Origin of the sequence: Kitasatospora sp. NPDC005751, assembly GCF_040630835.1 — a bacterium.
In the GTDB taxonomy this organism is placed as follows: domain Bacteria; phylum Actinomycetota; class Actinomycetes; order Streptomycetales; family Streptomycetaceae; genus Kitasatospora.
This window is the reverse complement of record NZ_JBEXYC010000078.1, coordinates 1-24117: the sequence shown is the minus strand read 5'-3', so window position 1 is coordinate 24117 and position 24117 is coordinate 1. Positions and strand designations below refer to the sequence as shown.

27 protein-coding genes and 1 pseudogene are annotated in these 24117 nt (G+C 72.4%); 13 read left to right on the top strand and 15 right to left on the bottom strand.

From position 1 onward, the window contains the following. Both ABZ497_RS33960 and galK read left to right on the top strand, forming a co-directional pair. A pseudogene (locus ABZ497_RS33960) lies at nt 1-231 on the top strand (UDP-glucose 4-epimerase GalE); the annotation flags it as partial. Continuing rightward, a complete protein-coding gene (galK, locus tag ABZ497_RS33955; RefSeq protein ID WP_359811276.1) occupies nt 228-1358 on the top strand; it encodes a galactokinase in 1131 nt (376 codons plus the stop codon). The pseudogene ABZ497_RS33960 and the gene galK, both read left to right, overlap by 4 nt. Before the next feature lie 131 nt (nt 1359-1489). Here galK and ABZ497_RS33950 read toward each other — a convergent pair whose 3' ends face one another. Together ABZ497_RS33950 and ABZ497_RS33945 are read right to left on the bottom strand one after the other, a co-directional pair. After that, nucleotides 1490-1915, bottom strand: a complete 426-nt coding sequence (locus ABZ497_RS33950; RefSeq protein ID WP_329485594.1) for a response regulator — start codon at nt 1913-1915, stop codon at nt 1490-1492. After that, on the bottom strand, nt 1912-2256 hold the full coding sequence (locus tag ABZ497_RS33945; protein WP_329485595.1) for a hypothetical protein: 345 nt from the start codon (nt 2254-2256) through the stop codon (nt 1912-1914). The genes ABZ497_RS33950 and ABZ497_RS33945 overlap by 4 nt, the downstream gene beginning before the upstream one ends. Nucleotides 2257-2370: 114 nt before the next feature. On the opposite strand from ABZ497_RS33945, the gene ABZ497_RS33940 reads away from it, so the two are divergent. Both ABZ497_RS33940 and ABZ497_RS33935 read left to right on the top strand, forming a co-directional pair. Continuing rightward, nucleotides 2371-3981 carry a CHASE3 domain-containing protein gene (locus tag ABZ497_RS33940; protein WP_359811272.1) on the top strand — a complete coding sequence of 537 codons (1611 nt, stop codon included), beginning with the start codon at nt 2371-2373 and terminating at the stop codon, nt 3979-3981. Continuing rightward, nucleotides 3978-5183 (top strand): SpoIIE family protein phosphatase, encoded by a 1206-nt coding sequence (locus ABZ497_RS33935; protein ID WP_359811269.1) that lies wholly within the window; start codon nt 3978-3980, stop codon nt 5181-5183. The genes ABZ497_RS33940 and ABZ497_RS33935 overlap by 4 nt, the downstream gene beginning before the upstream one ends. Nucleotides 5184-5229: 46 nt before the next feature. Here ABZ497_RS33935 and ABZ497_RS33930 read toward each other — a convergent pair whose 3' ends face one another. The 3 genes from ABZ497_RS33930 to ABZ497_RS33920 all read right to left on the bottom strand — a co-directional run bounded on the left by ABZ497_RS33930 (nt 5230) and on the right by ABZ497_RS33920 (nt 8963). After that, nucleotides 5230-6333, bottom strand: coding sequence for an NADH:flavin oxidoreductase/NADH oxidase (locus ABZ497_RS33930; protein ID WP_329485599.1), 1104 nt, complete (start codon nt 6331-6333; stop codon nt 5230-5232). A gap of 156 nt (nt 6334-6489) precedes the next feature. After that, nucleotides 6490-7650: an ROK family transcriptional regulator gene (locus tag ABZ497_RS33925; protein ID WP_359811266.1), complete on the bottom strand. Its 1161-nt coding sequence runs from the start codon at nt 7648-7650 to the stop codon at nt 6490-6492. 476 nt (nt 7651-8126) lie between these two features. Continuing rightward, nucleotides 8127-8963: an undecaprenyl-diphosphate phosphatase gene (locus tag ABZ497_RS33920; RefSeq protein ID WP_329485601.1), complete on the bottom strand. Its 837-nt coding sequence runs from the start codon at nt 8961-8963 to the stop codon at nt 8127-8129. Nucleotides 8964-9149: 186 nt separating this feature from the next. On the opposite strand from ABZ497_RS33920, the gene ABZ497_RS33915 reads away from it, so the two are divergent. Both ABZ497_RS33915 and ABZ497_RS33910 read left to right on the top strand, forming a co-directional pair. Continuing rightward, the gene (locus ABZ497_RS33915) at nt 9150-9716 is read left to right on the top strand and encodes a TetR family transcriptional regulator (RefSeq protein WP_359811263.1); all 567 of its coding nucleotides are present in this window, start codon (nt 9150-9152) and stop codon (nt 9714-9716) included. A 203-nt stretch (nt 9717-9919) separates the two neighbouring features. Continuing rightward, complete coding sequence (locus ABZ497_RS33910) at nt 9920-11371, top strand: DHA2 family efflux MFS transporter permease subunit (protein WP_359811260.1); 1452 nt, start codon at nt 9920-9922, stop codon at nt 11369-11371. A gap of 76 nt (nt 11372-11447) precedes the next feature. Here the strand turns inward: ABZ497_RS33910 and ABZ497_RS33905 are convergent, their stop codons facing one another. Then, nucleotides 11448-12398 carry an AraC family transcriptional regulator gene (locus ABZ497_RS33905; protein WP_359811258.1) on the bottom strand — a complete coding sequence of 317 codons (951 nt, stop codon included), beginning with the start codon at nt 12396-12398 and terminating at the stop codon, nt 11448-11450. 134 nt (nt 12399-12532) lie between these two features. Here ABZ497_RS33905 and ABZ497_RS33900 point away from each other — a divergent pair, with 134 nt between their 5' ends. The 4 genes from ABZ497_RS33900 (at nt 12533) to ABZ497_RS33885 (ending at nt 14535) form a co-directional block, all read left to right on the top strand. Beyond that, nucleotides 12533-13033: an anthrone oxygenase family protein gene (locus tag ABZ497_RS33900; protein ID WP_359811255.1), complete on the top strand. Its 501-nt coding sequence runs from the start codon at nt 12533-12535 to the stop codon at nt 13031-13033. Between the two features lie 173 nt (nt 13034-13206). Next, complete coding sequence (locus ABZ497_RS33895; protein WP_359811252.1) at nt 13207-13392, top strand: hypothetical protein; 186 nt, start codon at nt 13207-13209, stop codon at nt 13390-13392. A gap of 117 nt (nt 13393-13509) precedes the next feature. Beyond that, a complete protein-coding gene (locus tag ABZ497_RS33890) occupies nt 13510-13815 on the top strand; it encodes a hypothetical protein (protein WP_359811249.1) in 306 nt (101 codons plus the stop codon). 72 nt (nt 13816-13887) lie between these two features. Beyond that, the gene (locus tag ABZ497_RS33885) at nt 13888-14535 is read left to right on the top strand and encodes a CatB-related O-acetyltransferase (RefSeq protein ID WP_359811246.1); all 648 of its coding nucleotides are present in this window, start codon (nt 13888-13890) and stop codon (nt 14533-14535) included. A 14-nt stretch (nt 14536-14549) separates the two neighbouring features. Here ABZ497_RS33885 and ABZ497_RS33880 read toward each other — a convergent pair whose 3' ends face one another. Together ABZ497_RS33880 and ABZ497_RS33875 are read right to left on the bottom strand one after the other, a co-directional pair. Further along, on the bottom strand, nt 14550-14816 hold the full coding sequence (locus ABZ497_RS33880; protein ID WP_359811243.1) for a hypothetical protein: 267 nt from the start codon (nt 14814-14816) through the stop codon (nt 14550-14552). A 48-nt stretch (nt 14817-14864) separates the two neighbouring features. After that, nucleotides 14865-15527 carry a VanZ family protein gene (locus ABZ497_RS33875; protein WP_359811240.1) on the bottom strand — a complete coding sequence of 221 codons (663 nt, stop codon included), beginning with the start codon at nt 15525-15527 and terminating at the stop codon, nt 14865-14867. Nucleotides 15528-15758: 231 nt separating this feature from the next. Between ABZ497_RS33875 and ABZ497_RS33870 the strand changes: the two genes are divergently transcribed. After that, nucleotides 15759-16103, top strand: coding sequence for a YkvA family protein (locus tag ABZ497_RS33870; RefSeq protein WP_352295504.1), 345 nt, complete (start codon nt 15759-15761; stop codon nt 16101-16103). A gap of 29 nt (nt 16104-16132) precedes the next feature. Here the strand turns inward: ABZ497_RS33870 and ABZ497_RS33865 are convergent, their stop codons facing one another. Further along, nucleotides 16133-16735, bottom strand: coding sequence for a TetR/AcrR family transcriptional regulator (locus tag ABZ497_RS33865; RefSeq protein ID WP_359811237.1), 603 nt, complete (start codon nt 16733-16735; stop codon nt 16133-16135). A gap of 90 nt (nt 16736-16825) precedes the next feature. On the opposite strand from ABZ497_RS33865, the gene ABZ497_RS33860 reads away from it, so the two are divergent. Continuing rightward, entirely contained in the window at nt 16826-17530 is a 705-nt protein-coding gene (locus ABZ497_RS33860; RefSeq protein ID WP_359811234.1) for an SDR family NAD(P)-dependent oxidoreductase, read from the top strand. 71 nt (nt 17531-17601) lie between these two features. Here ABZ497_RS33860 and ABZ497_RS33855 read toward each other — a convergent pair whose 3' ends face one another. The 3 genes from ABZ497_RS33855 to ABZ497_RS33845 are packed head-to-tail and all read right to left on the bottom strand — an operon-like array spanning nt 17602 to nt 20275. Continuing rightward, nucleotides 17602-18036, bottom strand: coding sequence for an NUDIX domain-containing protein (locus ABZ497_RS33855; protein ID WP_359811231.1), 435 nt, complete (start codon nt 18034-18036; stop codon nt 17602-17604). Then, a complete protein-coding gene (locus ABZ497_RS33850) occupies nt 18033-19286 on the bottom strand; it encodes a DegT/DnrJ/EryC1/StrS family aminotransferase (protein WP_359811228.1) in 1254 nt (417 codons plus the stop codon). The genes ABZ497_RS33855 and ABZ497_RS33850 overlap by 4 nt, the downstream gene beginning before the upstream one ends. Next, nucleotides 19283-20275, bottom strand: coding sequence for a Gfo/Idh/MocA family oxidoreductase (locus tag ABZ497_RS33845; protein ID WP_359811225.1), 993 nt, complete (start codon nt 20273-20275; stop codon nt 19283-19285). The genes ABZ497_RS33850 and ABZ497_RS33845 overlap by 4 nt, the downstream gene beginning before the upstream one ends. Before the next feature lie 154 nt (nt 20276-20429). On the opposite strand from ABZ497_RS33845, the gene ABZ497_RS33840 reads away from it, so the two are divergent. After that, complete coding sequence (locus ABZ497_RS33840; protein ID WP_359811222.1) at nt 20430-21755, top strand: helix-turn-helix transcriptional regulator; 1326 nt, start codon at nt 20430-20432, stop codon at nt 21753-21755. A gap of 160 nt (nt 21756-21915) precedes the next feature. Here ABZ497_RS33840 and ABZ497_RS33835 read toward each other — a convergent pair whose 3' ends face one another. Genes ABZ497_RS33835 through ABZ497_RS33825 form a run of 3 tightly spaced genes read right to left on the bottom strand, consistent with a single transcriptional unit; the run spans nt 21916 to nt 23923 of the window. After that, entirely contained in the window at nt 21916-22488 is a 573-nt protein-coding gene (locus ABZ497_RS33835; RefSeq protein WP_359811219.1) for a dihydrofolate reductase family protein, read from the bottom strand. Nucleotides 22489-22538: 50 nt separating this feature from the next. Continuing rightward, a complete protein-coding gene (locus ABZ497_RS33830; RefSeq protein ID WP_359811216.1) occupies nt 22539-23276 on the bottom strand; it encodes an SRPBCC domain-containing protein in 738 nt (245 codons plus the stop codon). After that, complete coding sequence (locus tag ABZ497_RS33825; protein ID WP_359811214.1) at nt 23273-23923, bottom strand: winged helix-turn-helix domain-containing protein; 651 nt, start codon at nt 23921-23923, stop codon at nt 23273-23275. Before ABZ497_RS33825 ends, ABZ497_RS33830 begins: the two co-directional genes overlap by 4 nt. Nucleotides 23924-24117: the final 194 nt, after the last annotated feature.

The window sequence follows — 24117 nt, the reverse complement described above, 5'->3', positions numbered from 1 at the left end:
AACCTCGGCAACGGCAGCGGCTTCTCGGTCCGCGAGGTCATCGAGTCGGTCAAGCGCGTCACCGGCCGCGAGATCCCGGTGGTCACCGCCGAGCGCCGCGCCGGCGACCCGGCCGTCCTGGTGGCCTCCGCCGAGCGCGCCCACCGGAGGCTCGGCTGGACCCCCAAGCGCCCCAACCTCGACGACATCGTCGCCGACGCCTGGAACTTCACCCTGGAGCACCCCGCATGACCACCTTCCGGACGCTGTTCTCCGCCGACCCCGAGGGCACCTGGGCCGCCCCCGGCCGGGTCAACCTGATCGGCGAGCACACCGACTACAACGACGGCTTCGTCCTTCCCGTCGCCCTCCCCCACACCACCCGCGTCCAGGCCCGCCGCCGCGACGACAGCCTGCTGCGCCTGCACAGCACCCGGGGCGGCGACGAGATCACCACCCTCGACCTCGACAAGCTGGAGCCCGGGACCACCACCGGCTGGACCGCGTACCCCGCGGCCGTCGTCTGGGCCCTTCGCGACGCGGGCCACGCCGTCGCCGGCGCCGACCTGCTGATCGACAGCGACGTCCCCGAGGGCGCCGGCCTCTCCTCGTCCGCCGCCCTGCAGTGCGCCGTCGCCACCGCCTACAACGACCTGTACCACCTCGGCCTGGACGGGATGCGGCTCGCCCTGCTCGCCCAGCGCGCCGAGAACGCCTACGTCGGCGTCCCCTGCGGGATCATGGACCAGACCGCCTCCCTGTGCTGCCGCGCGGGCCACGCGCTCCTCCTGGACACCCGCGACCTCACCAGCCGCCAGGTGCCGCTCGACCTCGAAGGCGCCGGCCTGCGGCTGCTCGTGATCGACACCCGGGTCAAGCACGACCTCGCCGACGGCGCCTACGCGAAGCTGCGGGCCGGCTGCGAGCGGGCCGCCGAGCTGCTCGGCCTCGCCGCCCTGCGCGACCTCACGGCCGACGCCCTGCCCGCGGCCCTCGACCGGCTGCCGGCCGAACTGCGGCCGCTGGTCCGCCACGTGGTCACCGAGGACGACCGGGTACGGCAGGCCACCGCCCTGCTCGACGCCGGCGACCTGGCCGGCCTCGGCGCGGTCCTCACGGCCGGGCACGCCTCGCTCCGCGACGACTACGCGGTCTCCTGCCCCGAGACCGACCTCGCCGCGGACACCGCCGTGGCCGCCGGCGCCCTCGGCGCCCGGATGACCGGCGGCGGCTTCGGGGGCTCGGTCATCGCGCTCGTCCACCAGGACCACGCCGACCGCGTCACCGCCGCCGTCACCGCGGCCTTCGCGGCCGCCGGCCACGCCCCGCCGCGCACCTTCGCGGCCACTCCCGCCGACGGCGCCCGCCGCATCGCCTGACGGGCGTCGACGGGCGGCCGCCGACGTGCCCGGGTCCGCCCGTGTCGTTCCCGGGCGGGCCCGGGCACGACCATGTCCGCGGCTGCGGTCCCCCGCCCCGGCCCGCGTTTCGCCGGCCGGGGCCGGCCCGTTCAGGGGCGGGGGCGGGTGGCGGTGTCGAGGTAGAAGGCGTCGATGGTCTGGACGGCCTGCTCGAACTCGTCCAGGTTGACGGGCTTGGCCACGTACGCGTTGGCGTGGCTGCTGTAGGCGCCGGTGACATCGTCCGGGGCGGTGGAGGTGGTGAGCACGACCACCGGGATGGTCCGCAGGTCGTCGTCGTTCTTCAGGACCTTCAGCAGGTCGCGCCCGTTCATCCGGGGCATGTTGAGGTCGAGGACGATGAGGTCGGGACGCACGCTGTCCGGGGCGCGCAGGTATTCGAGGGCGGCGACGCCGTCGGTGACCTGGACCAGGTTGCGCTCCCCGCGCTCGGAGAGGGCTTCCTCGATGAGCATCGCGTCGGCGGCGTCGTCCTCCACGAGCAGGACATCGAAGGGGCGGGCGGTGGTCATCATCGGGTGCTCCGCGGGTTCTCGGTCGGGTGGTGGAAAAGCCCCGGCCAGCGCCGGCGGGCACCTTGACGGGTCATGCCGCAGGCGGCGCCGATCTGCGGGTAGCCGGCACCCGCGCGCGCGGCGTCGCCGGCCGCCTCCCGCTGGAGCCGTTCGGTGGCCTGCCGGAGGTGGTCGAGTACGTGGAGCAGGCTCAGCGCCTGGGCGGTGTCGCTCACCGCGGGAGCGGCGGGGACCGCCGTCAGCCGCCCGGCCAGCCGCCGGGCGAGGTCTCCCATCGCGGCGTCCGCGATCGCGGCCGCCTCCTGCGAGGTGGTACGCAGTACGAAGTTCTTGCCGGGCATGTCAGGCACTCTAGGCCCAGAACCAACCCACGACAACAACCGTTGTCGTCCGCCCTCTAGAGTGGCCTCGCCGCATCCGATCGAAGGCATCGGGCAGAGCGAGGAGTTGACACGATGACCGGCGACGACAGTGACCGGAGGTCCGGCGGGGGCCTTGCCACATGGACGACCCGGCAGTGGCTCCGGGTGGGAGTCACCGCGTCCCTGGTGATCCTCACCCTGCTCGGAGTGGCGGGGGCGTGGGTACTGTCCCGCACCCAGTCGATCAGCACCGACCTGGTGGACGTGCGCTCCCCCGCGCTCGCCAGCGCGTTCCGCCTGGAGTCGGCCCTGCTCAACCAGGAGACCGGGATCCGCGGCTACGGCCTCACCGGCACCCCGGAGTTCATGGCGCCCTACCAGCAGGGGCTCGCCGAGCAGCGGACGGAGACCGCACAGCTGACGGAACTGCTCCACGACGACCCCTCCGGCCTCGCCGACCTGAAGGCCGTGCAGGACGCCGTGACGAGCTGGCAGGAGCGGATCGCCCGGCCGATCGCCGCCGCGCCACCCGGCACGCCCTCGCCGCTCGCGGCCGGCAGCGCCCCGGAGGGCAAGAACGCCTTCGACGACGTACGGGCCGCCCTGAGCGGCCAGGAGGACCGGCTGCGCGAAGACCGCGATGCCACGCGGAGCGACCTCGCCGCCATGACGCGGCTGCGGAACTGGGTGTTCGGCGCCGTCGCCGTGCTGATCGCCGCCCTCGCCGCCCTGGTGTTCGAGGGGCTGCGCCGGGGCATCACCGAGCCGCTGGACCAACTCGTCGCGGACGCCCGCACCATCGGCGGCGGCGACTTCGACCACCCCATCACCCCGACCGGCCCCGCAGACCTCCGGCGCCTGAGCGGCGAGATCGACTCCATGCGCCGGCGCCTGGTGCGGGAACTGGCCTTCACCGAGGAGGCCCGGCTGCGCCTGGACGAGCAGGCGGCGGACCTCCAGCGGTCCAACACCGAGCTGGAGCAGTTCGCCTACGTCGCCTCCCACGACCTCCAGGAGCCGCTGCGCAAGGTCTCCAGCTTCACCCAGCTCCTCCAGCGCCGCTACGGGGGCCGGCTCGACGCCAAGGCCGACCAGTACATCGCCTTCGCGGTCGACGGTGCGAACCGCATGCAGGTCCTCATCAACGACCTCCTCGACTTCTCCCGGGTGGGCCGGCTCCACCACGCCCACCAGGAGGTCGACCTGGACCAGGTGCTGGAACAGACCCTGGCCGCGCTGAGCGTGGGCATCGAGGAGGCCGACGCGAAGATCACCCACGATCCGCTGCCGACCCTGGTCGCCGACCCCACCCAGATGGGGATGCTCTGGCAGAACCTGATCGGCAACGCGGTCAAGTTCCGCCGCCCCGGCGTGGCGCCGGAGATCCACGTCTCGGCCGTCCGGGAGGACGCGCTCTGGCACTTCGCGGTGACCGACAACGGCATCGGCATCGCACCGGAGTTCGCCGAGAAGGTGTTCGTGATCTTCCAGCGGCTGCACACCAAGGACGCCTACTCCGGCAGCGGCATCGGGCTGGCGATGTGCAAGAAGATCGTCGAGTTCCACGGCGGCACCATCGCCATCGACCCCGACCACCGCGAGGGCGCCCGCATCACCTTCACCCTGGCACCCGAACCGCCGCAGCGCCCCGGCCCGCCGACCGGCGAGACCGCGGCCCGATCCGACACGGAGCAGGCACGATGAGCACGGCCGTGGCAGCCGCCCCCGGCGCCGCCCCCGACGAACCGCTGTACCGCGTCCTCCTCATCGAGGACGACCAGGGCGACGCCCTGCTCGTGGAGGAGCTCCTCCACGACACCGGGCTGCGGTTCGAACTCACCACCCGGCCCACCCTCGCCGAGGCCCGCGCCGCCCTCGCCGCCCACCCGGCCGACTGCATCCTCCTCGACCTGCACCTGCCCGACGCCACGGGCACCGCCGCGGTCACCGCCGTCCGCGCCGTCGCCCCCCACACGGCGGTGATCGTCCTCACCGGCTTGGCGGAGGCCCAGGCGGGCACCGAGGCGATGGCCGCCGGCGCCCAGGACTACCTCGTCAAGGGCAAGGTCGAGGCGGACCTGCTGCACCGCACCGTGCGCTACGCCGTGTACCGCAGCCAGACCGAGCGCGCCAGCATCGAGGCCCAGGCCGCCCGCCTGCGGGCCGAGGAGAACGCCCGCCTGGAGCGGGGGCTGCTGCCCCCGCCGATCCTCGGCACCTCCACGGTCACGGTGACCGCCCGCTACCTGCCCGGAGCCACCACGGCCCTGCTCGGCGGGGACTTCCTCGACGTCGTGGAGGGCGACGACGGACTGCTGCACGCCGTCGTCGGCGACGTCAGCGGACACGGCCCCGACGCCGCCGCACTCGGCGTGCTGCTGCGGATCGCCTGGCGCTCCCTGGTACTCGGCGGACACCGCGGCGAGAGCCTGCTCCACCTGATGGAGCGCATCCTGATCGCCGAACGCGGCAACCAGGTGCTCTTCGCCACCTGCACGCTCCTCACGCTCGACCAGAACGCCACCACGGCCACCCTCCACCTGGCCGGCCACCACGAGCCCCTGCTCACCACGGCGCACGGCACCCGTGAGCTGACCGCCGCCCACGGCATCGCCCTGGGCATCGCCCCCGGACTGGGCAGCTGGACCCCGACCGTCATCCCCCTCCCGGCCGACGGCGCGCTCACCCTCTACACCGACGGCCTCACCGAGGGGCACAACGGGACGACGAAGGGACGGCTCGGCGTCGACGGCCTGCTCCGACTGATCGGCACCCTGCCCCCGGCCGACCCGGCCGCCCACGTCGACCTCCTCATCAAGGAGACCCACGCCCTCAACGCCGGCCGCCACACCGACGACCTCGCCGTCCTGCGCCTCGACTGGGGCAGCCGCCCCCCGTCGGACTGACCGGCCCGGGGGCCGCCGGAGCGCGCCCCGGCGGCCGGAGCCGGGGTCAGGCGCGGTGGTACTGGACCGGGGCGGGGAGGGGGGCGCCGAGGGTGATGGCGGCGTGGCGGGGCCAGTAGGGGTCGCGCAGGAGTTCGCGGCCGAGCAGGACGGCGTCGGCCCGGCCGGCGGCCAGGATCTCCTCGGCCTGGGCGGGGTCGGTGATCAGGCCGACGGCCGCCACCGGCATGCCGGTCCCGTTGCGCACCGCCTCGGCGAAGGGCACCTGGTAGCCGGGGCCGGCGGTGATCCTGGCGTCGGGGGCGATGCCTCCGGTGGAGATGTCCATCAGGTCCACGCCACGGGCCTGGAGCTCCTTGGCGAACCGGACGGTGTCCTCCGAGGTCCAGCCCTCGCGGTCGTCCTGCGGGTCCTCGGTGAGCCAGTCGGTCGCGGAGATCCGGAAGAAGAGCGGCAGGTCCTGCGGCCACACCGCCCGGACGGCGTCGACGACCTCCAGCGCGAAGCGGATGCGTCCCTCGAAGGAGCCACCGTAGGCGTCGGTGCGGTGGTTGCTGTGGGGCGAGAGGAACTGGTGGATCAGGTAGCCGTGGGCACCGTGGATCTCGGCGACCTGGAAGCCGGCGTCGAGCGCCCGGCGGGCGGCGTCGGCGAACTGCCGTACGACATCACCGATCTGCTCCTCCGTCAGCTCCTCCGGCGTGGTGTGCGCCGACGAGAAGGGCACGGCGCTCGGGCCGACCGGCGTCCAGCCGTGGGCCTCGTCCGGGCCGATGGCGCGGCCGCGGTCGACCCAGGTGCGCTCGGTGGAGGCCTTGCGGCCGGCGTGGGCGAGCTGGATCGCGGCAACCGTGCCCTGCGCCTTCAGGAAGGCGGTGATCCGCCGGAACGCCTCGACCTGGGTGTCGTTCCAGATGCCGAGGTCGTACGGGCTGATGCGGCCCTCCGGGCTGACGGCGGTGGCCTCGGTGACGATCAGCCCCGTGCCGCCGGTGGCGCGGGCCGCGAGGTGGGTGAAGTGCCAGTCCGTCGGGACACCGGCCCCGTCGCCGTCCGGCACGGCGCTGTACTGGCACATCGCCGCCATCCAGACACGGTTGGGGACGGTCAGCGACCTCAGGGTGTACGGGGTGAAGAGAGTGGTGCTCATGTCGGGTCTCCTGAATGAGGCGGCGGCGCCATCCATATACTTGCAGTCACGCCCTACTGCATACGACAATAGTTGCACACGCCTCATTATGGCAAGGGGTGACCTTCGCCGCCCCGGAGCGCCCCGCGGACAGCCGGACCGGCCCGGTCGCCCGCGCTACGGGAGGAGCGCCTGGATGCCCAGGACGGCGGCGCCCCGGGCCCACTCCTCCCACGGAAGCGGACGCAGGGTCAGCGGGCACTTCGCCGCCGCCTTGAAGCAGTGCGCGGCGTACGCCTCCCTGATGTGGATCCCGAAGAGGTCGTAGGTGTCGAGCCCTTCACCGGTGACGACGACGCGCTCGGGCCCGAGGAGGCTCACCAGGGTGGCGATGCCGACCCCGATGGCCCGGCCGGCCGTGGCGAAGGCCTCCCGGGCGGCCCGGTCGCCGACCCGGGCGAGCTGGACGACGTCGTCGAAGCTGAGGTCCGCGCGGCCGGTCGCGCCGCGGGCCGAGGCGAGGATGGCGCCGCTGGCCGCGAAGACCTCGACGCAGCCGACCCCGCCGCAATGGCAGGGCGGGCCGTCCGGGTCGATGCTGATGTGCCCCAGCTCGCCGGCGACCCCGTAGGCCCCGGTGACCAGTTGGCCGTTGACGACCAGCCCGGAACCGACCCCCGAACCGATCGTGACCAGCGCGAAGTTCTCCGTCCCGATCCCCTCGCCGAACCAGTGCTCGGCGGCGGTCAGGGCCTTGACGTCGTTCTCCACCGTGACGCTCAGCCCGGTCGCCCTCGCCAGTTCGTCCGCCAGCGGGACGTCGCGCCAGCCGGGAAGGACGGAGTACCGGACGAGGCCGGCCGACCGGTCCACGTCACCGGAGACCGCGACCCCGAGGCGCCTCGTACGCTCCCGGAACACCGGGTCGGCGTCGAGGAGTTCCTCGACGAGTTCACCCAGCAGCCCGCAGACGGCCTCCGGGCTGCGGTCCTCGCCCAGCTGACGGCCGCCGGTGACCCGCAGACCGGCCCGCAGGTCGCAGACCACGCCGAACAGGGCCTCGCCGCTGATCTTGATTCCGACGAAGAACTCCCGGTCCACCGTGACGGCCAACGGGTTGACCGGGCGGCCGGCCCCGGGCGCGGTACGCTCCGGGGGGAGTTCGTGCAGATAGCCGTCGACGATGAGCGGCCTCGCGGCCTTGGTGACGGCGGTCGAGGACAGGCCCGTACGGCGGGCCAGTTCGACCCTGCTGAGCGGACTCTCGGCCAGCAGGAGGGCGAGGACGGCGGTCTCGGCCGGGGCCGTGACCAGCGGCTGCGCGTGGTTCGGGAACACCACCGCAACGTACTCGCAAATAATTTACTTTGTCCAGAATTAAAGTACGCGGCCGGGGTCGTTCCGGTGCCGGGCCCGCTCACCGCCGTGAAGGCCCCGGCCGCACCGGCTACGGCGTCGCGGGCCCGACGGCCAGGCGGGCCCGCACCCGCGTCCCGGCCGGGGACGGGAAGCCACGCACGAGGTCACACAGTGCCGCACCAGGCCGAGACCCCAGCCGCCGGAGACGGCGTCCTGATCCGCGACGCGGCAGGCGGCCCAGCGCCCCCACCACAGCCAAGCCGCGCACCGGAGGAGCACGGCCGCGGCAACTCGATCGTCGCCCTGGTCGCCACCGGCCACGGCAGCTGCACCCACCCCGGCGGCACGACCTACTGGGCGACCTGTGAGCCGCCGGGGCACCGGGATCGCGCCGTGAGCACCCGGCGGCAGCCGCCCGCACCGAGGCGGCCCCGCGGCCGACACCGGGCCGCGGGTCAGGCGGTCAGCACACCCGAGCCGAGCAGGCCGAGGAGGATCACGCCGATGGCGATCCGATAGGCGACGAAGGCGTTGAAGGAGTGCTTGGCGACGTACTTCAGCAGCCAGGCGATCGAGCCGTAGGCGACCACGAAGGAGACCGCGGTGCCGACGACCAGCGGCGTCGTGCTGACCCCGGCGCCCAGGGCGTCCTTCAGCTCGTACAGGCCGGCGCCGGTGAGTGCGGGGATGCCGAGGAAGAAGGAGAGCCTGGTCGCGGCCACCCGTTCGAGGTCGAGCATCAGGCCCGCGGACATCGTCGCGCCGGAGCGCGAGAAGCCGGGGAACAGCAGCGCGAGGATCTGCGCCGAGCCGACGATCATCGCGTCCTTGAAGCCGGTGTCGTCCTCGCCGCGCTTGTGGCGGCCCATCTGGTCGGCCGCCCACATCACGCCGCTGCCGACGATCAGGGAGCCGGCCACCACCCAGAGCGAGGCCAGCGGGCCCTTGATCAGGGGCTTGGCGGCCAGGCCGACCACGACGATCGGAACCGTCGCGAAGATGACCCACCAGGCGAACTTGTAGTCGTGGTGGTACCGCTCCTCGCGGTTCACCAGGCCGCGGCCCCAGGCGGAGACGATCCGCACGATGTCCTTGAGGAAGTAGAGCAGCACGGCCGCGATGGCGCCGACCTGGATGACGGCGGTGAAACCGACGACGGAGGCGTCGTCGACCGGGATGCCCATCAGCCCCTCGGTGATCTTCAGATGGCCGGTGGAGGAGATCGGCAGGAACTCGGTCACCCCCTCCACGACTCCCAGGACAACGGCCTGTCCGACGGTGATCGCGCTCACGTGCACCTTCCCAGTGGTGTCGGCACTCTCCCGGGGGCCGAGGTGCGGCGCTCCGGGCCATCGCATACGACGACAGGAATGTAGACGTAAGCGGCGGCGCCGTCCAACCGGCTCGGACGCTCGAACGGCCGGCGCCCCGCACCGGATCCGTTGACGTAGTTAGTGATTACCCACTAACTTGCCCGCATGGTCAGGATGAGCGCAGAGGACAGGCGCGAGAGCGTGGTCCGCGCGGCGATCGCCGAGTTCGCGCGGCGCGGGTACCACGGCACCTCCACGGAGGCGATCGCCAAGCGGGTCGGCGTCTCGCAGCCCTACCTGTTCCGGCTCTTCCCGAGCAAGAAGGCGATCTTCGTCGCCGCCTCGCTCCGCTGCATCGAGGACACCGGCCGGGTGTTCGAGGAGGCCGCGAAGGGGCTGGCGGGCAAGGAAGCCATGCGCGCCATGGCGAGGGCGTACCTGCGGCTGATCGCGGACGACCCCGAGAAGCTCCAGATGCAGATGCAAACCTATATCGCCGTGGCCTCCGTCGAGGCGGACGGGGACAGCGGGTTCGGCGAGACCGTCCGGGCCGCCTGGACGCAGCTCTGGGACGCCGTGAACCTCCCGCTGGAGGCCGACGGCGACGAGACCACGAGGTTCCTGGCCTACGGCATGCTCATCAACACCCTGATGGCCATGGGGTTCCCGGCCGGACACCGGGTCTGGGAGGGCATCCGCCTCGACCAGGTCGTAGTCCCGCCGGAGGCGTAGGCGCGGGCGTAGGCGCGGGCGTAGGCGCGGGCGTAGGCGCGGGCGTAGGCGCGGGCGTAGGCGCGGGCGTAGGCGCGGGCGTAGGCGCGGCCGGATCCGCCGGGGCGGCCCGCGCCGCCGCGGCATCCGGGGTCTGCCACGGGCCGCAAAGGTAGTAAGCGATAACTACATCCAGAACACGCATCAACCGCTGGGGGGAAGCAATGTCACAGCAGCAGACGGCACGCCGAGGGGGTGTCACCTGGGCCCTCGTGATCACCGGTACCGCCGGATTCATGTCGGCCCTCGACAACCTGGTGGTCACCACCGCCCTGCCCGCCATCCGCGAGGACCTCGGAGGGGGGCTGGACAGCCTGGAGTGGATCGTGAGCGCGTACACGCTCACCTTCGCGGTCCTGCTGATGTTCGGCGCGGCGCTCGGTGACCGGTTCGGCCGCAGGCGGCTCTTCCTCGCCGGTATGACCGTCTTCACGGTCGCCTCCGCCGCCGCGGCCCTCGCGCCCGGCATCGACTCCCTGATCGCGGCACGCGCCGTCCAGGGCGTCGGCGCGGCCGTCATGATGCCGCTGACCCTGACCCTGCTCAGCGCCGCGGTGCCCCCCGAGAAGCGCGGGATGGCCTACGGCATCCTCGGGGCCATCAACGGACTCGGGGTCGCCCTGGGCCCGCTCATCGGCGGCAGCCTCACCGAACACGTCTCCTGGCACTGGATCTTCTGGCTGAACGTCCCGCTGGGCCTCGCCGTCCTGCCGCTCGCCCGCCTCCGCCTCGCCGAGTCCCACGGCGACGGCGCCACGCTCGACATCCCCGGCACCCTCCTCGTCAGCGGCGGCCTCTTCGGGATCGTGTACGGCATGGTGCGCGCCCCCTCCGACGGCTGGACCGACTCCTCCGTACTGACCGGCCTGGTCGCGGGCACCGCGCTGCTGGCCGCCTTCGTGGTGCACGGCATCCGCGCCAGGAACCCCATGCTCCCCATGCGGCTCTTCCGGTCCCGCGCCTTCTCCGCGATCAACGCCGCGAGCCTGCTGATGTTCCTGGGCATGTTCGGCTCGATCTTCCTGATCAGCCAGTACATGCAGGGCGTCCTCGGCTACTCGCCGACCGAGGCCGGGCTGCGGATGCTGCCCTGGACCGGCATGCCGATGCTCGTCTCCCCCTTCGCCGGCATCCTCGCCGACCGGTTCGGCGGCCGTCCGGTGGTGGCGGCCGGCCTGTTCCTCCAGGCCGCGGGCCTCGGCTACATCGCGGCCGTGGCCACCCCGCACACCTCGTACGCCGCCCAGCTGCCGGCCCTGATCATCAGCGGCGTCGGCATGGCCCTCTTCTTCGCACCCGCCTCCAACCTGGTCATGTCCAGCGTCCGCCCGCAGGAACAGGGCATCGCCTCGGGGGCCAACAGCGCGCTTCGCCAGGTGGGCGGGGCGCTCGGCGTGGCCGTCATGTCGTCGGTCTTCTCCGCCCAGGGCGGCTACGAGAGCGCGCAGCGCTTCGTCGACGGCCTGTACCCGGCGGTCGTGCTCGGCTCCGTGACGGTGGCACTCGCCGGTGTGGCGGCCCTGCTGCTCCCGGCCCGGCGCCCCACCGCGGGGGGCAAGGGCACGGACCCGGGCGCCGCGAACCAGGCGCCGGTCCTGGAGCCCACCGCGCTCTGAGCAGCGCGTCCCTGAACACCGCGTCAGCGGAAGCACCGCGCCGGCGGGACCACCTCGCGGACCGGTCGCCCCGGGGTCAGCCCCCGGCGGCGACCGGTCCGGCCGAGCGGTGCTCCTGCGGGCTGACGCCGCGCACCCGCTTGAAGGCGGTGGAGAGGGCGAACGGGCTGCCGTAGCCGACCCGGTGGGCGACGGAGCCGAGCGTGGCGGCCGGGTCGTGCAGCAGGTCGGCGGCCAGCGCCAGCCGCCGGCCGGTGAGGTAGGACATCGGCGGCTCGCCGACCAGCTCGGCGAACCGGCGGGCCAGCGCGGCCCGGGAGACGCCGACCTCGGCGGCCAGGCCCGCCACCGTCCAGGGGTGGGCGAGGTCGCCGTGCAGCAGCCGCAGCGCGTGACCGACCAGCGGGTCGGTGTGCGCGCGGTACCAGGCCGGGGCGTCGGACTCGGGCCTGGCCAGCCAGGTGCGCAGGGTGGCGATCAGCAACAGGTCCAACAGCCGGTCCAGTACCGCGTCCTGACCCGGCAGATCCTTGCCGATCTCCTCGCCGAGCAGGTCGATCAGCGGGGAGTGCCAGGAGTCCGCGGTCACCACCAGGAGCGGGGGCAGCGCCTCCAGCAGGCCCCGGCTGACCTCGCCGCGCAGCTGGTACGTCCCGCTGAGCAGCACGTCCGGGCCGTCGGTGGCATCGCCCCAGGTGCGGGTACCGAGCGCCATCGTCTCGCACAGCCCGTCGCCGGCCGGGGTGCTGGAGCTCTGGTCGGGGTGGATCACCGCCCGGGGCGGGGTGGTGGGGGTGTCGGCGAGCACGTACGCGTCCGGGCCCCGGGCGATCGCCACGTCCCCGGCGGCGAGCCGGACGGGGGCACCGTGGTCCGGCAGCACCCAGGCGGTGCCGCGCACGGGTGTGATCAGGGTGAGCGGTGCCCGGTCCTCGACCCGGATCGCCCAGGGCGGGGTGAGGACCGAGCGGATCAGGAAGGCGCCCCGGGCCCTCGGCCCCGCCAGCAGTCCGGCCAGTGCGTCCATGGCGCCCGAGTGTAGACGCCGGGTGTGGACGCCCGCGTATGCGGTCGAGTGGCTCGGCGATGGTGCGGGCACCCGCCAGGGCGGTTGACTCGGCGGTATCGGACAGCGGGCGTTCACTACGGGGAGTGTGTGGGATGGCGGGATTCAGAAGTGCGGTACTGCTGGCGGCGACCCTGGCCATGGGACTGAGCGCGGGTCTGTTCTTCGCCTTCTCCTGCTCCGTCATGCCGGGGCTCGGCAAGGCCGACGACCGGACCTTCGTGGAGACCATGCAGCGGATCAACGTGGCCATCCTGAACGGCTGGTTCATGCTGGTCTTCCTCGGCGCGCTCGCGCTCACCGTGCTCGCCGCGCTGCTGCAGTTCCGCGGCGGCGACCGACGGCTGCTGCCCTGGCTGATCGCGGCGGCGGTGCTCTACACGGTGGTGCTGGTGGTCACGGGCGCGGTGAACGTCCCGCTCAACGATCAGCTGGCGGCCGCCGGTTCGCTCGACCGCATCCCGGACCTGGCGGCCGTGCGGGAGACCTTCGAGAGCAGCTGGGTGGGCTGGAACACCGTGCGGACGGTCGCCGCGACGGCCGGCTTCGGCTGCCTGCTGGCCGCCCTGGTGACCGGTGCGCGGAGCGCGCTCTGACGGTGCGCGGTGGGGTGGCCGCGACGCCGGACCACGCGGGGCCGTCGCGGCCGCCGGGAGGCGGCCGGCCGCGCCCGAAACCTTGGCGGGGCACGTATGGAGCACCGCCCGGCGGGCACCCGCGCAGGGACCCGGAACGCCCGGGAGCTGCAACGGAGTGAGAGGAGCCCGCCGTGAGCGACCCCCGCACGGCGCCCAAGGTGCCCGACCTGCCGCCCGCCGAGGGCACGGAGGCACCCGACATCCCCGCGCCCGGTGGCGAGGAGGGCCGGACCCCGGCCGGAGGGCCGACCACCGACCGGGACGGCTCGGCCGCGGAGACCACCAGAGCCGAGAACGAGGACGAGCCGCCCGACTGACCGCCGGCGCGGACGGAGCCCGAAGAGCGCGGGCGCTCCCCCGGAGCGCCCGCGCCCGCGTGTGCGCCCACGTCTGCGCGCGCACGCCGGAGCACCGCCCGACCGGCTCGGGCTGTCGTGCACCAGGGAGATTGGGACGAGGTCATCACCACCGTCCGGCCCGGCGGCTTCCAGCAGAGCGACCTCGACCACCCCGCCGCCGTCACCGTCCCGACCGTCGATGACCCGAAGGGCGTTGTCGAGCAGAGCCCGCTGAGCCAGGGCCGCTCGTACGAGGGCCGGATCGGCAGCCGACCGGTCACCTTCACGGCGGGCCGGCAGGGCTGGTGGAACCACACCAGCCTCACGCGCAGTAGCCGGCGCCCTCCACCGGGCCGCCGCCGCGGTGGGCCGGGGGCCCGTCGCGGTGGCGGCAGGGGGTAAACGACTGGTTCCGGGACGCACCGTTCCGCGATCATGGAGCGGACACCCCCTACCGACGAGGAGACCCACCCCATGGCCGCGCCCGCCGACCCCACGGTCCTCCACCCGCTGCCCGAGCACCCGAGGGTGGTGCTGCTCAAACCGCTGGTGAAGTCCCCGCTGATCGAGGTCGGGGAGTACTCGTACTACGACGACCCGGACGACCCGACCGCCTTCGAGACGCGCAACGTGCTGTACCACTACGGGCCGGAGAAGCTGGTGATCGGCAAGTTCTGCGCGCTGGGCACGGGCGTGCGCTTCCTCATGAACGGCGCGAACCACCGGATGGACGGCCCGTCCACCTTCCCCTTCCCCACCATGGGCGGCTCCTGGGCCGACCACTTCGACCTGCTCACCGGGCTGCCGAACCGGGGCGACACCGTGGTCGGCAACGACGTCTGGTTCGGCCACGGCGCCACGGTGATGCCCGGGGTGCGGATCGGCCACGGCGCGATCGTCGCCGCCGGCGCCGTGGTCACCGGCGACGTCCCCGACTACGGCGTCGTCGGCGGCAACCCGGCCCGTCTCATCCGCACCCGCTACGGCGCCGAGGACGTCGCCCGCCTCCTGGCGGTGGCCTGGTGGGACTGGCCCCCGGCGCACATCACCGAGCACGTACGGACGATCATGGCGGGCGGCATCGCCGAGCTGGAGGCCGCCGCGCCGCCCGGCGGTTCGTGATCCGGAGCCGGACGCTAGTCCACGGCCCGGCGGGCGACCAGGTTCCCGATCGCCGCGTAGACGATCGCCGGGATGCCGTAGTCGAGCAGGATCTGGACGGTCTGGCTGGAGACGGTGAAGAGCCCGCGCGACCAGGCGGCGAGCCAGTCGGCCGCGGAGTGGAACCAGCCGACGACGGTGTTTCCCTGATTGGCGCTGAGCAGATCCAGGATGATCCAGACGACGAGAATGCCTGCGATGATGTGGGCCGCTGCTCTGATGGCCGAATTCATTCCTCTCATGGCCACCGCTTAGCCCGTGGCGGCTGCGGCAAACCAGCCGAGGCCTGGTCAATTCCCTTGACCCTCAGGGCTGTTGTCCTGGCGAAGGTGCGTCCGGGGCTCGAGGTGGACCGTCCGGACCAGCCGCCGCCCCAGCACCAGGTAGCCGAGCAGCGCGCCGAGGGTGTTGAGGATGACGTCGTCGATGTCGAAGGCCCGCCCGGTGATGAGCGCGCCCTGGACCAGTTCGACCAGCACCATGACCGCCGCCGTCCTGATCAGCACCCGGAACAGGCCGCGGGCCCTCGGCCACAGCACCGGGAGCAGCAGCCCGAACGGCACCCCGAGCAGCACGTTCCCGCCCACCTGGCGCAGCGCGTCCAGCGTGACGGCGTGCAGCAGATAGTGCCGCAGCGAGTCGCCGGGGCGCAGGTTGCTGTGCACCCGGCCCACGGCCCCGGGCGCGGGCACCAGCGTGATGCGGGCCAGGAGGACGGCGAAGCCGACCATCGCGAGGAAGGCGGCGAGGAGGATGAGCCACCGGCCGGCCGCCGAGGCCCAGGACCGCCGCTCGGGCGCCCGCTCCTGCGTACCGTCCGGCGCACCGACCGACGGTTGCCCGTGGTCGGGCGGCGCCGGACGGTCGCGACGTCGCAGCCGTGCCGCCAGGGCCCACCGGGCACCGCCCCGGGGCCCGTCCCCGGCTTCCGTGTCGATCAGCTCTTTCGTCACGTCTCCCCCGCCCGCTCAGGTGGTGCGCGACCGCCCGCCTACCCGCGCCGCGCCACCTCATGCCGCGCGTCCTCCTGCCGTGCGCGGGGCCGCCGGATCGGTGGCCGCCCCGGCGACCCATCCGGCGGGTGCGATGCTTGAGTTCGCCCGGTGGTGTGCACGGTCCGCGGAAAGCGGGGCAGGTTCCTGGGGAACGGTCGGAGTGGTCGGTTCGAGCGAAAGGTGGCCGGGGTGGACGGCGGAAGCGTGTTCTGGTGGGTGGCCGGCGGGATCGTCGCGGTCACCGTGGTGGTGGCGGTCGTCCTGGTGGTCAAACTGGTCCGGGCCCGGAGGCTGCTGGGCTCGGCCGGCATCCCGATGTCGAAGAAGGTGCTCTTCTGGGCGTCCATCGCCTATCTGATCAGCCCGGTGGACCTGCTGCCCGACCCGATCCTGCTGGATGACATCGGCTTCCTGCTCGTGGCCCTGCGCTCGTTGAACAAGGCCGGGCTCCGGGCGGGTGTCGGCCCCGCGGTCCGCAGCGCGGCCGGTTACGCGGCCGCGCGGCCGAGGCAGCGGCCGGAGGGTCCGGCGTAGCACTCGAGCGGGCCCGGTCGGGCGGGCACTCAGCCCGCACGGGGCCTCAGCAGGTCCTGGACGAGGGCGTCCACCAGGGCGGCGGAGACGCGCGACCCCGTCAGGGCGCAGTAGACGACCGGGCCGACGAGGCCGTCGACGACGGCGTCAGGGCCGAGTCCGGGCGAGAACGCGCCCGCGTCGATCCCGCGGACGACCAGGTCGCGCTCCCGACCGCGGCGAGGGCCGAGGTAGCGCTCCTGGAGGCGCTCGGCCGTCCCGGGATCATGCTGCGCCTGGGCGAGCAGCGCGAGCAGGACCCGGCCGGCCGGGTCGACGGCGAGGAACTCCGCGAACCGGGCCAGGTAGGCGCGGACGGTCTCCGCCGTGGGCGCCTCCTCGGTCGGGACGGGGAGCTGCTTCTCGGTGTCCTCGATGAGCGTGTCGAGCAGGATCTCGACCTTGGAGGGCCACCAGCGGTAGATCGTCTGCTTGGCGACCCCGGCGCGGCGCGCGATCGCCTCGATGGTGAGCGCGCCGAACCCGTGCTCGACCAGCAGGTCGTCCGCGGCGTGGAGCACGGCCTGACGTGCGGTCTCGTCGCGGCGGTTGCCGGAGTGGGGTCTGCGGGGCGCGGAGCTCGTGGCGGGCATGCGGGACACAGTACCGGGACCGGCCCGAACCCTGTTGTCTAGACGCAACGACTCGTCTAGGTTGAGTCCCCCAACCATCAGGGAGCGCCTGTGTCCGCCACACCCCCCGCATCCGCCCGCCGGGCCCTCGTCGTCGGAGCCTCCCGGGGCCTGGGGCTCGTCCTCGCCGACGAACTCGCCCGACGCGACTGGCAGGTGATCGCCACCACCCGCCGGGACAGCGCCGGACTGCGGGCGATCGCCGACACCCGGAACGGCCGGCTGCGGATCGAGTCGTTGGAGATGACCAGCCCGCGAGAGCTGTCCGCCCTGCGCGAGCGCCTGGACGGCCGCCGGCTCGACCTGCTCTTCGTCAACGCCGCGATCAACCTCAGCAACCTGCCGATCCACGAGGTCCCGACCCACGAGTTCACCGAGGTGATGATCACCAACGCGCTGAGCCCCCTGCGCGCCCTCGCCGCCCTCCACGACCTCGTCGTACCCGGCGGCACGGTCGCCGTCATGTCCTCCGACCAGGGCAGCATCGCCCGGAACACCGAGGAGGGCTACGAGCTCTACAAGGCCAGCAAGGCCGCCCTGAACCAGCTGATGCGCAGCTACGCCACCCGCCAGGCCGGCGACGGCCGGACCAAGCTGCTCATCGACCCCGGCCATAACCGGACGGAACTCGGCGGCTTCGACGCGCCGCTCGACCCCCGGGAGAGCATCCCCGCCGTCGTCGACGTCCTCGAAGCCCAGGCCGGCACCCCCGGCCTCCAGTTCCTGGACCTCCACGGCGAAGCCGTCCCCTGGTAGCCCCCGTCCCCCACCGCGTCCCGCCCGGCAAGGACCGCCGGGCGGGACGGGGGTGCCGGACCGGCAGGTCTTCAGAGCGCGATCAACGCACGAACCGCATCGCTCACGGCGGGCAGTTCCTCGCGGAGGGCCCACTGGTGCGCGTCGTGTTCCGTGAGGACGACCGGCTCGGTCGTCCTCACCGTGACGGCGAAGTTGAACTGGCGGGTGATGCCGCCGCGGCTGTTCCGATAGTCGAAGTGCCCGACATAGCTGGTGACCTGGTCGATGGTCAGCCCGGTCTCCTCGGTGGCCTCCCGATGGAGAGCGTCGAGGATGCTCTCCCCGGTCTCGACGGTTCCGGACGGGAGCTCCCACATCCCGCCCAGGTAGTCGTCGGGTTTGCGCCGCACGAGCAGCACCCGGCCGCCATGGCTGATCACCGCGGCAGCGACGAAGCCGGTGACGCCGGCGGCTTCGGCCGCGGCCGCCAGGCCGGCCGCGAACTCGGGCGAGGTGACGGTCACAGCAGCTCCTTGTGATGGTCGCTGACCTTGATGGCCGCGCGGATGTACTGCCCGGCCAGCTTCAGATCCTGCTCACGATGCCAGACCGGGAGCTTGATCGTATGGGCGTGAACTCGCTCGGCGACGGGGAAGTCTCCGGCCTCGTACCGGCGGTGGGAGTGCGGATGCCCAGGGAACAGCACTCCTGGTTGCTGGTACAACGCCAGCTGGTTCAGAGGACAGGTCGACCCGGGCCGGTCGAACTCGGACGCGCCCTCTGCGGTCAGAGCTTGATGGAACCGATCGAGGGACAGGCCGCCGAGCTCGTCAGGGCGGTAGGTGAGAGTCAAGCCGTACCAAGACGGGACCACCCCATCGGGCATCTCGACCACCTTCAGTCCCGGTACCCCGGCGAGTCGGCCGGTCAGGTGCCGTGCGACCTCCGCCCGCCCGGCGAGGTAGCCGTCCAGGCGGCTGAGCTGGTCCAGGGCGATGGCGGCGGCTAGCGGGTGGATGCGGAACTTGAGGCCCGCCCCGGTGACCGCGTACCGCGCGAGCGGATGGCCTTCCGGGATCTCGCCCTTGGCCCGCTTGTTGTAGTGCGCGAACATGATGACCCGGCGGTAGGTGTCGTCGTCGTCCGTGAGGACGAAGCCGCCCTCGCCGCCGGACAACGGCTTGGGGCCGTTGAGGGAGAAGGCCGAGGCGAGCCCGAAGGTGCCGACCTTCCGTCCGGCGATGCCAGCCCCGTGGGCATGCGAGCCGTCTTCCAGCACGATCAGACCGTGGGCGTCGGCGACGACCACGATGTCGCTCATGTCGGCGGGTTTGCCCCACAGGTGCGTGACCATGATCGCGCGAGTGCGAGGGGTGATCAGCTCCTCGACGCGGTTCGGGTCGATGTTGCCGTCGGGGTCCGTCTCGCAGAGCACCGGCACCGCGCGGAGATGAAAGAGCGGCGAGGCGGTGGCGTGGAACGTCCAGGCCGGGACGATGACCTCGTCCCCGGCCTGAATCCCTGCGGCCCAGTAGGTGCTGTGGAGGGCAGCGGTGCCGGAGCTGGTGGTGACCGCGTGCCGGACGCCGAAGTACTCCTGCAGCGCGTCCTCCAGGTCGGCGACGATGCCGGACCGGCCGGCGATGGAAACCGAGGTGTCGAGCTGCGCAGCGACCATGGCGCGGGTGCTTTCGCCGATCGGCGGCCAGGTGAAGTGCGGGCCAGCGACGGTGACGGCGGGCTTGCCGCCGAGCAGGGCGAGAGAGCTGGTCACAGCATCTCCTTCGGGTCGATGTAACGCCCCGCCGCCTTGGACTGGTAGCAGGAGGCGATGAACGCGGCGTGTGCGAGGTGCTGGTCGGGGCCGGAGGTGTTGGGCCGCTCGCCGTCCAGAACCCGGCAGAAGTAGTCGATCTGCGCGGCCGACGCCGAGGCCGGGGCGTGCGGGCGGGTCAGCTCCTCCACCACAGCGCCACGCCGGTCGAGCCGCCGGACCTGGCCCTTGGTCAGCTGAACGGAGCCTCGGGTGCCGACCACGTGCAGGCGCTCGGTCTTCGGAGCCACCCACCTGGACAGCAGCACCGATCCGTACAGGCCACTGTCGTAGCCGACCTGAATCACGGCGGTGTCCTCGGCGTCGTAGCCACCGCCAGGGACGGCAGCGGTGGAGAACTCGGCGATGACGCGGCTGGGCATGTCGAAGTACCACAGCAGCAGGTCGATGAGGTGGTAGCCCATGTCGATGATGCAGCCGCCGCCGGCTTGCCTCACGTCCCCACGCCATCCCCCACCGGGGTCATCGGTGTGGAATGTGTACTGACCGTCGATCAGGAACGGCGTGCCGATCTGATCCAGCAGAGCGGCCACGCTCGCGTAAATCGGGTTGAATCGCCGCTGGAGGGTGACCATCAACTCGATCTGCCCGGCCAGGCAGACCTGGGCCAGCTCGCGCGCCTCACTCACGCTGGTCGCGTACGGCTTCTCCTTGAGCACATGGACGCCCCGAGCGGCGCACTCCCGGATGACCTCCCGGCCGGCATGGTGCGGGACGGCGACGACCACGAAGTCCGGGGCCACCGTGTCCAGCAGATCGCCGATGCGGGCGAATCCCGGGACCTGCAGCTGTTCCTGGCATTGCCGCAGGGTGTCGTGGTTGCTGTCGCAGACTGCGACGAGTTCGGCCCGACTGGAGGCAAGCAGGCCAGGCAGGTGGTCCTCGATCGCTTGGTGGCCAAGGCCGATGATCGCAGTGCGTCGTTTCATGCGCGTACTCCTCCGCTTCGTGCAGGAAGTTCTTCGGTGCACGACGAGTAGAGCTCAACTCACAGTCACCGACCAGGCGTTGTCTGTAGTCCCGGGGTTGTCCCACCATCGCTCGCAGTAGGCTCTCGGTCACCGTCGATGATGGGATCGGCCCGTGGACGACCAGATCCGGCACCCCCTCGCATACGCCCGCGCGCTTCGTGGCTGGTCCCAGACCGACCTCGCGGCCCGTATCCACCGCGCCGCCAGGAACAGGCCCGAGGGGCTCCGCTCCGGCACCGACAAGGCGGCCGTCAGCAAGTGGGAGAACTGGCGCAAGACGCCCAGCATCGAATCCCAGCTCCTGATCGCCGACGCCTTCGATGTTCCGATCGCCGATTTGGAAGCCTGCGAGTGGCCTCATTGGCTCCCCGGCCAGGAACAACCGGTGTCGCTCGGATCGACGTTCACCGTCCACGCACTTCGAGACGCACAGAGAGCCGCAATGGACCACCGACGTCGTACATTCATGACCTTCAGCGCGCTCGCGTTGGCCGGGCTCTCCACCCAGTGGGCCAACCTCGAACCTGACCGACTGACCACCGCCTTGGAGGGCAAGCGTGTCGATGTCGAGCTGGTCGACTGGCTGGAGGACACCGGTACCAAGTTGACTGCGTTGCCCACTGAACAGCGTCAGCACACCGTGAAGCTGATCGACGCCCAACTCGACACGGTGACCGACCTCCTGGAGCACGGCCGTTACAGCGAGGCCATCGGTCGGCGACTTCACCTCCTGGCCGCCTCCCTGGCCGGCAGCTCCGGCTGGCACCGCTTCGACCAGAGCCACCACTCCGCAGCGGGCAAGCTGTGGAATGCGGCGCTGGCCAGCGCCCATGCCGCCGGCGACCGCGACCTCGGCGCCGGAATCCTGTCCGACTTCGCCTACCAGTCGATCTGGCTCGCCCGGCCCGACGCCGCCGTCGAACCACTCAGCCAGGCCCTCATCCACACCCGGCACCCCACGGCTCGATCCCTCCTTCACCTGCGCCGGGCCCGCGCACACTCGGCTCTCGGCGCAACCGTGGACTGCCGCCGCGACCTGGCCGCCGCCGAGATCGCCCTGCTGACCGACAGCCCCGACCCGGCCCCGACCTGGTGCCGGTGGATGAGCACGGCAGACCTGGCCGTCGACTCCGGACAGTGCATGCTCGACCTCGGCCACACCGACGAGGCCCACGCCCGCATCGACGAGGGCATGGGTCTGCTGCCACGCTCCCGCGACAAGACCCGTGGGATCTTCCTGACGTACGAAGCTCGCAGTCTTCTGCAGGCCCGCGAGATCGAACAGGCCCTCGCCGTGACGAACCAGTCGCTCGATCTCGCGACCCGGATCGGTGCGGACCGGTGCGTCGCCCTTGTGCGTGAGCTCGCTCCGGCGTTCAAGCAATACCGCCAGGTGGACGGCGTCGCCGACCTCATGGATCGTCTCAGGACGAGCTGACGCAAGGGTCCGGAAGAGACAGGCCGACGCGCGGTTCATTCCCCCGGTCGGGGTGGGCCGGAATCGAGCCGGAAGCCCCGTCCCGCCCGGCGAGGACCGCCGGGCGGGACGGGGTGGGGGGACGGGGTGGGGGCGGCGCGGGCCGGGTGGGGGTGGCCGGTCAGTGGAGGACGTCGAGGATCTGCTTCTGGAGGCCGTTGGAGTAGACCTCGTGCTCGACGAGCTGCAGCTTCTGCGCGTCCTTGTCCGTGGTGCTGAACAGGCGCTTGCCGGCGCCGAGCAGCAGCGGGTAGACGAGCAGGTGGTAGCGGTCGATCAGGCCGGCGTCGGAAAGGCCGTGGTTCAGGGTGGCGCTGCCGTGGACGATGATCGGGCCGCCCTCGGTCTCCTTGAGCGCGGCGACCTCGTCCAGCGAGCGCAGGATGCTGGTCTCGCCCCAGTTCGTGACCAGCTCGTCCTCGGAGAGCGTGGTCGAGACGACGTACTTCGGCATCGTCCGGTAGCGGGCGAACTCCGCCATGTCCGGCCAGACGGGGCTGAAGGCCTCGTAGCTGGTGCGGCCCAGCAGGATGGCGGTGGACTCCTCCTGCTCGCGCCCCTTGATCTCGAAGGCCTCGGGGAGGAACTCGACGTCCTTGAAGGTCCATCCGGAGTTGCGGTAGCCGGGCTCGCCGCCCGGCGCCTCGACGACTCCGTCGAGGGAGACGAACGCGGTGCTGATGAGAGTGCGCATGGTGGTCCTCGGTGTCGTTCTCGGGTGTGGTCGGGATATCCGGGCGGCGGTCAGCCGAGTACTCGTACGAGCCACCGCTGCCAGGCGTCCTCGGCTCCGTCGGTGTCCGCTCCGAACAGGTGGTGGAACATCAACGCCGTTCCGGCGCCGTGGTGGAAGGTGTAGAGGCCGTCCGCCGTGCGCAGCCCGAAGCGTTCGTCGTCGGCCCAGACCACCTCGCCGTCCAGCGGCGGCAGGCCGGCCGGCTCGGCCTGCGCCTGGGCGCCGACGGTCACCGGGGTGGGCAGCGACAGGGCGCCGGCGAGGGCCGCCCGAACGTCCTGCGCCGTCCGCCGGCCGGTCGGCGCCGCGGCGAACACGGGGACAGCCGTGCGGGCGGCGAAGTGGGTCAGGTACTGGACCAGCGTGCCCAGGTGGAAGGGCCAGCCGCGGCGCAGCGCGTCGTACTCGTCCTGCCAGTCGTCGCCGAGGAGGCCGCTGTGGACGACGCGCAGGACGGTGGCGGCGCCGCCACGGCCTTCGATGAGGTACTCGAAGGCCATGAAGCGGCCGTCCTCGCCGGGTGACGTGCGGGTGGCCAGCCGCTTGCCGGGTTCGTAGGCGGTGATCAGGGCCTCCTCCCGGTGGCCGCCGGTCTCCATGGCCGCCGTGCCGCCCTCACGCGGTTCCACCTCGTTGCGGCCCATGAACCAGGAGTCGATCCCCGGGCCGGTGGCGATCGCCTCCCAGACCTGTTCGGGGCTCGCCGGCAGCGTGGTCTCCAGCTCGATCTCGAACGGGTGCGTCATCGTCGGTCCTCCTCCTCGGCTTCGGAGTTCGTCGCCGGGGGCGCCCCGGTGGCGCCCGGCGGCCCGGCCGGGTCGGGGATCTGGTGCAGCCCGACGACCACCCGGTGGGTCCGGCCGCCCGGCGCGCTCTCGTCGTGATAGCGGCCGACGAGGGCGGCCACGGTCCGGGACAGCTCCTCGGCGAAGGCCGCCCGGTCGGCCGCCGAGGCGAACCGCACCTCCGCGTCGATGCCGAAGGAGGCGACCCGCCGGCCAGCCCGGGAGGCGCCGGTCAGCAGTTGCCCGACCTCCTGGACCAGCCGTGACCCCAGGGCCAGCAGCCAACGGGCCGAGAGCTGGTCGGGCGAGCGGGCCGGGTCCGGGCGCACGGCGGCCAGGGCGAGCGGGGAGATCACGTAGGAGGCGGCGGTGGCGCGGTACACCCGTTCGGTGACGTTGCCCTTACGCCGTTCCTCGGCGAGTTCGACGAGTCCGTGACGCTCCAGCTCCTTCAGGTGGTAGTTGACCTTCTGCCGGGGCAGCCCGAGGCGGCCGGCCAGCATGGTGGCCGAGCCGGGCTCGGCCAGGGCAGCGAGGATCCGGGACCGGATCGGGTCCAGGGACGCCTCGGCCGCGGCGGGTTCTTCGATCACAGCGACGTCCAGCACCCCTCCAGGGTGCTTCCGACAGGATTCTTTGTCAAGACAAGAGAATCTGTCGGTGAGCGGGCGCGAGCAAGGTCCCGGGACTCTCGTGACCGCCGGGGGCCGGACATGCGACCGCCGTCCGGCCCGCGCCGGAGCGCGGGTCGGCGACCGGCGCGTACGCGAAGCCCCGCCCCGGGCGGCTGCGCTGCAGCGTC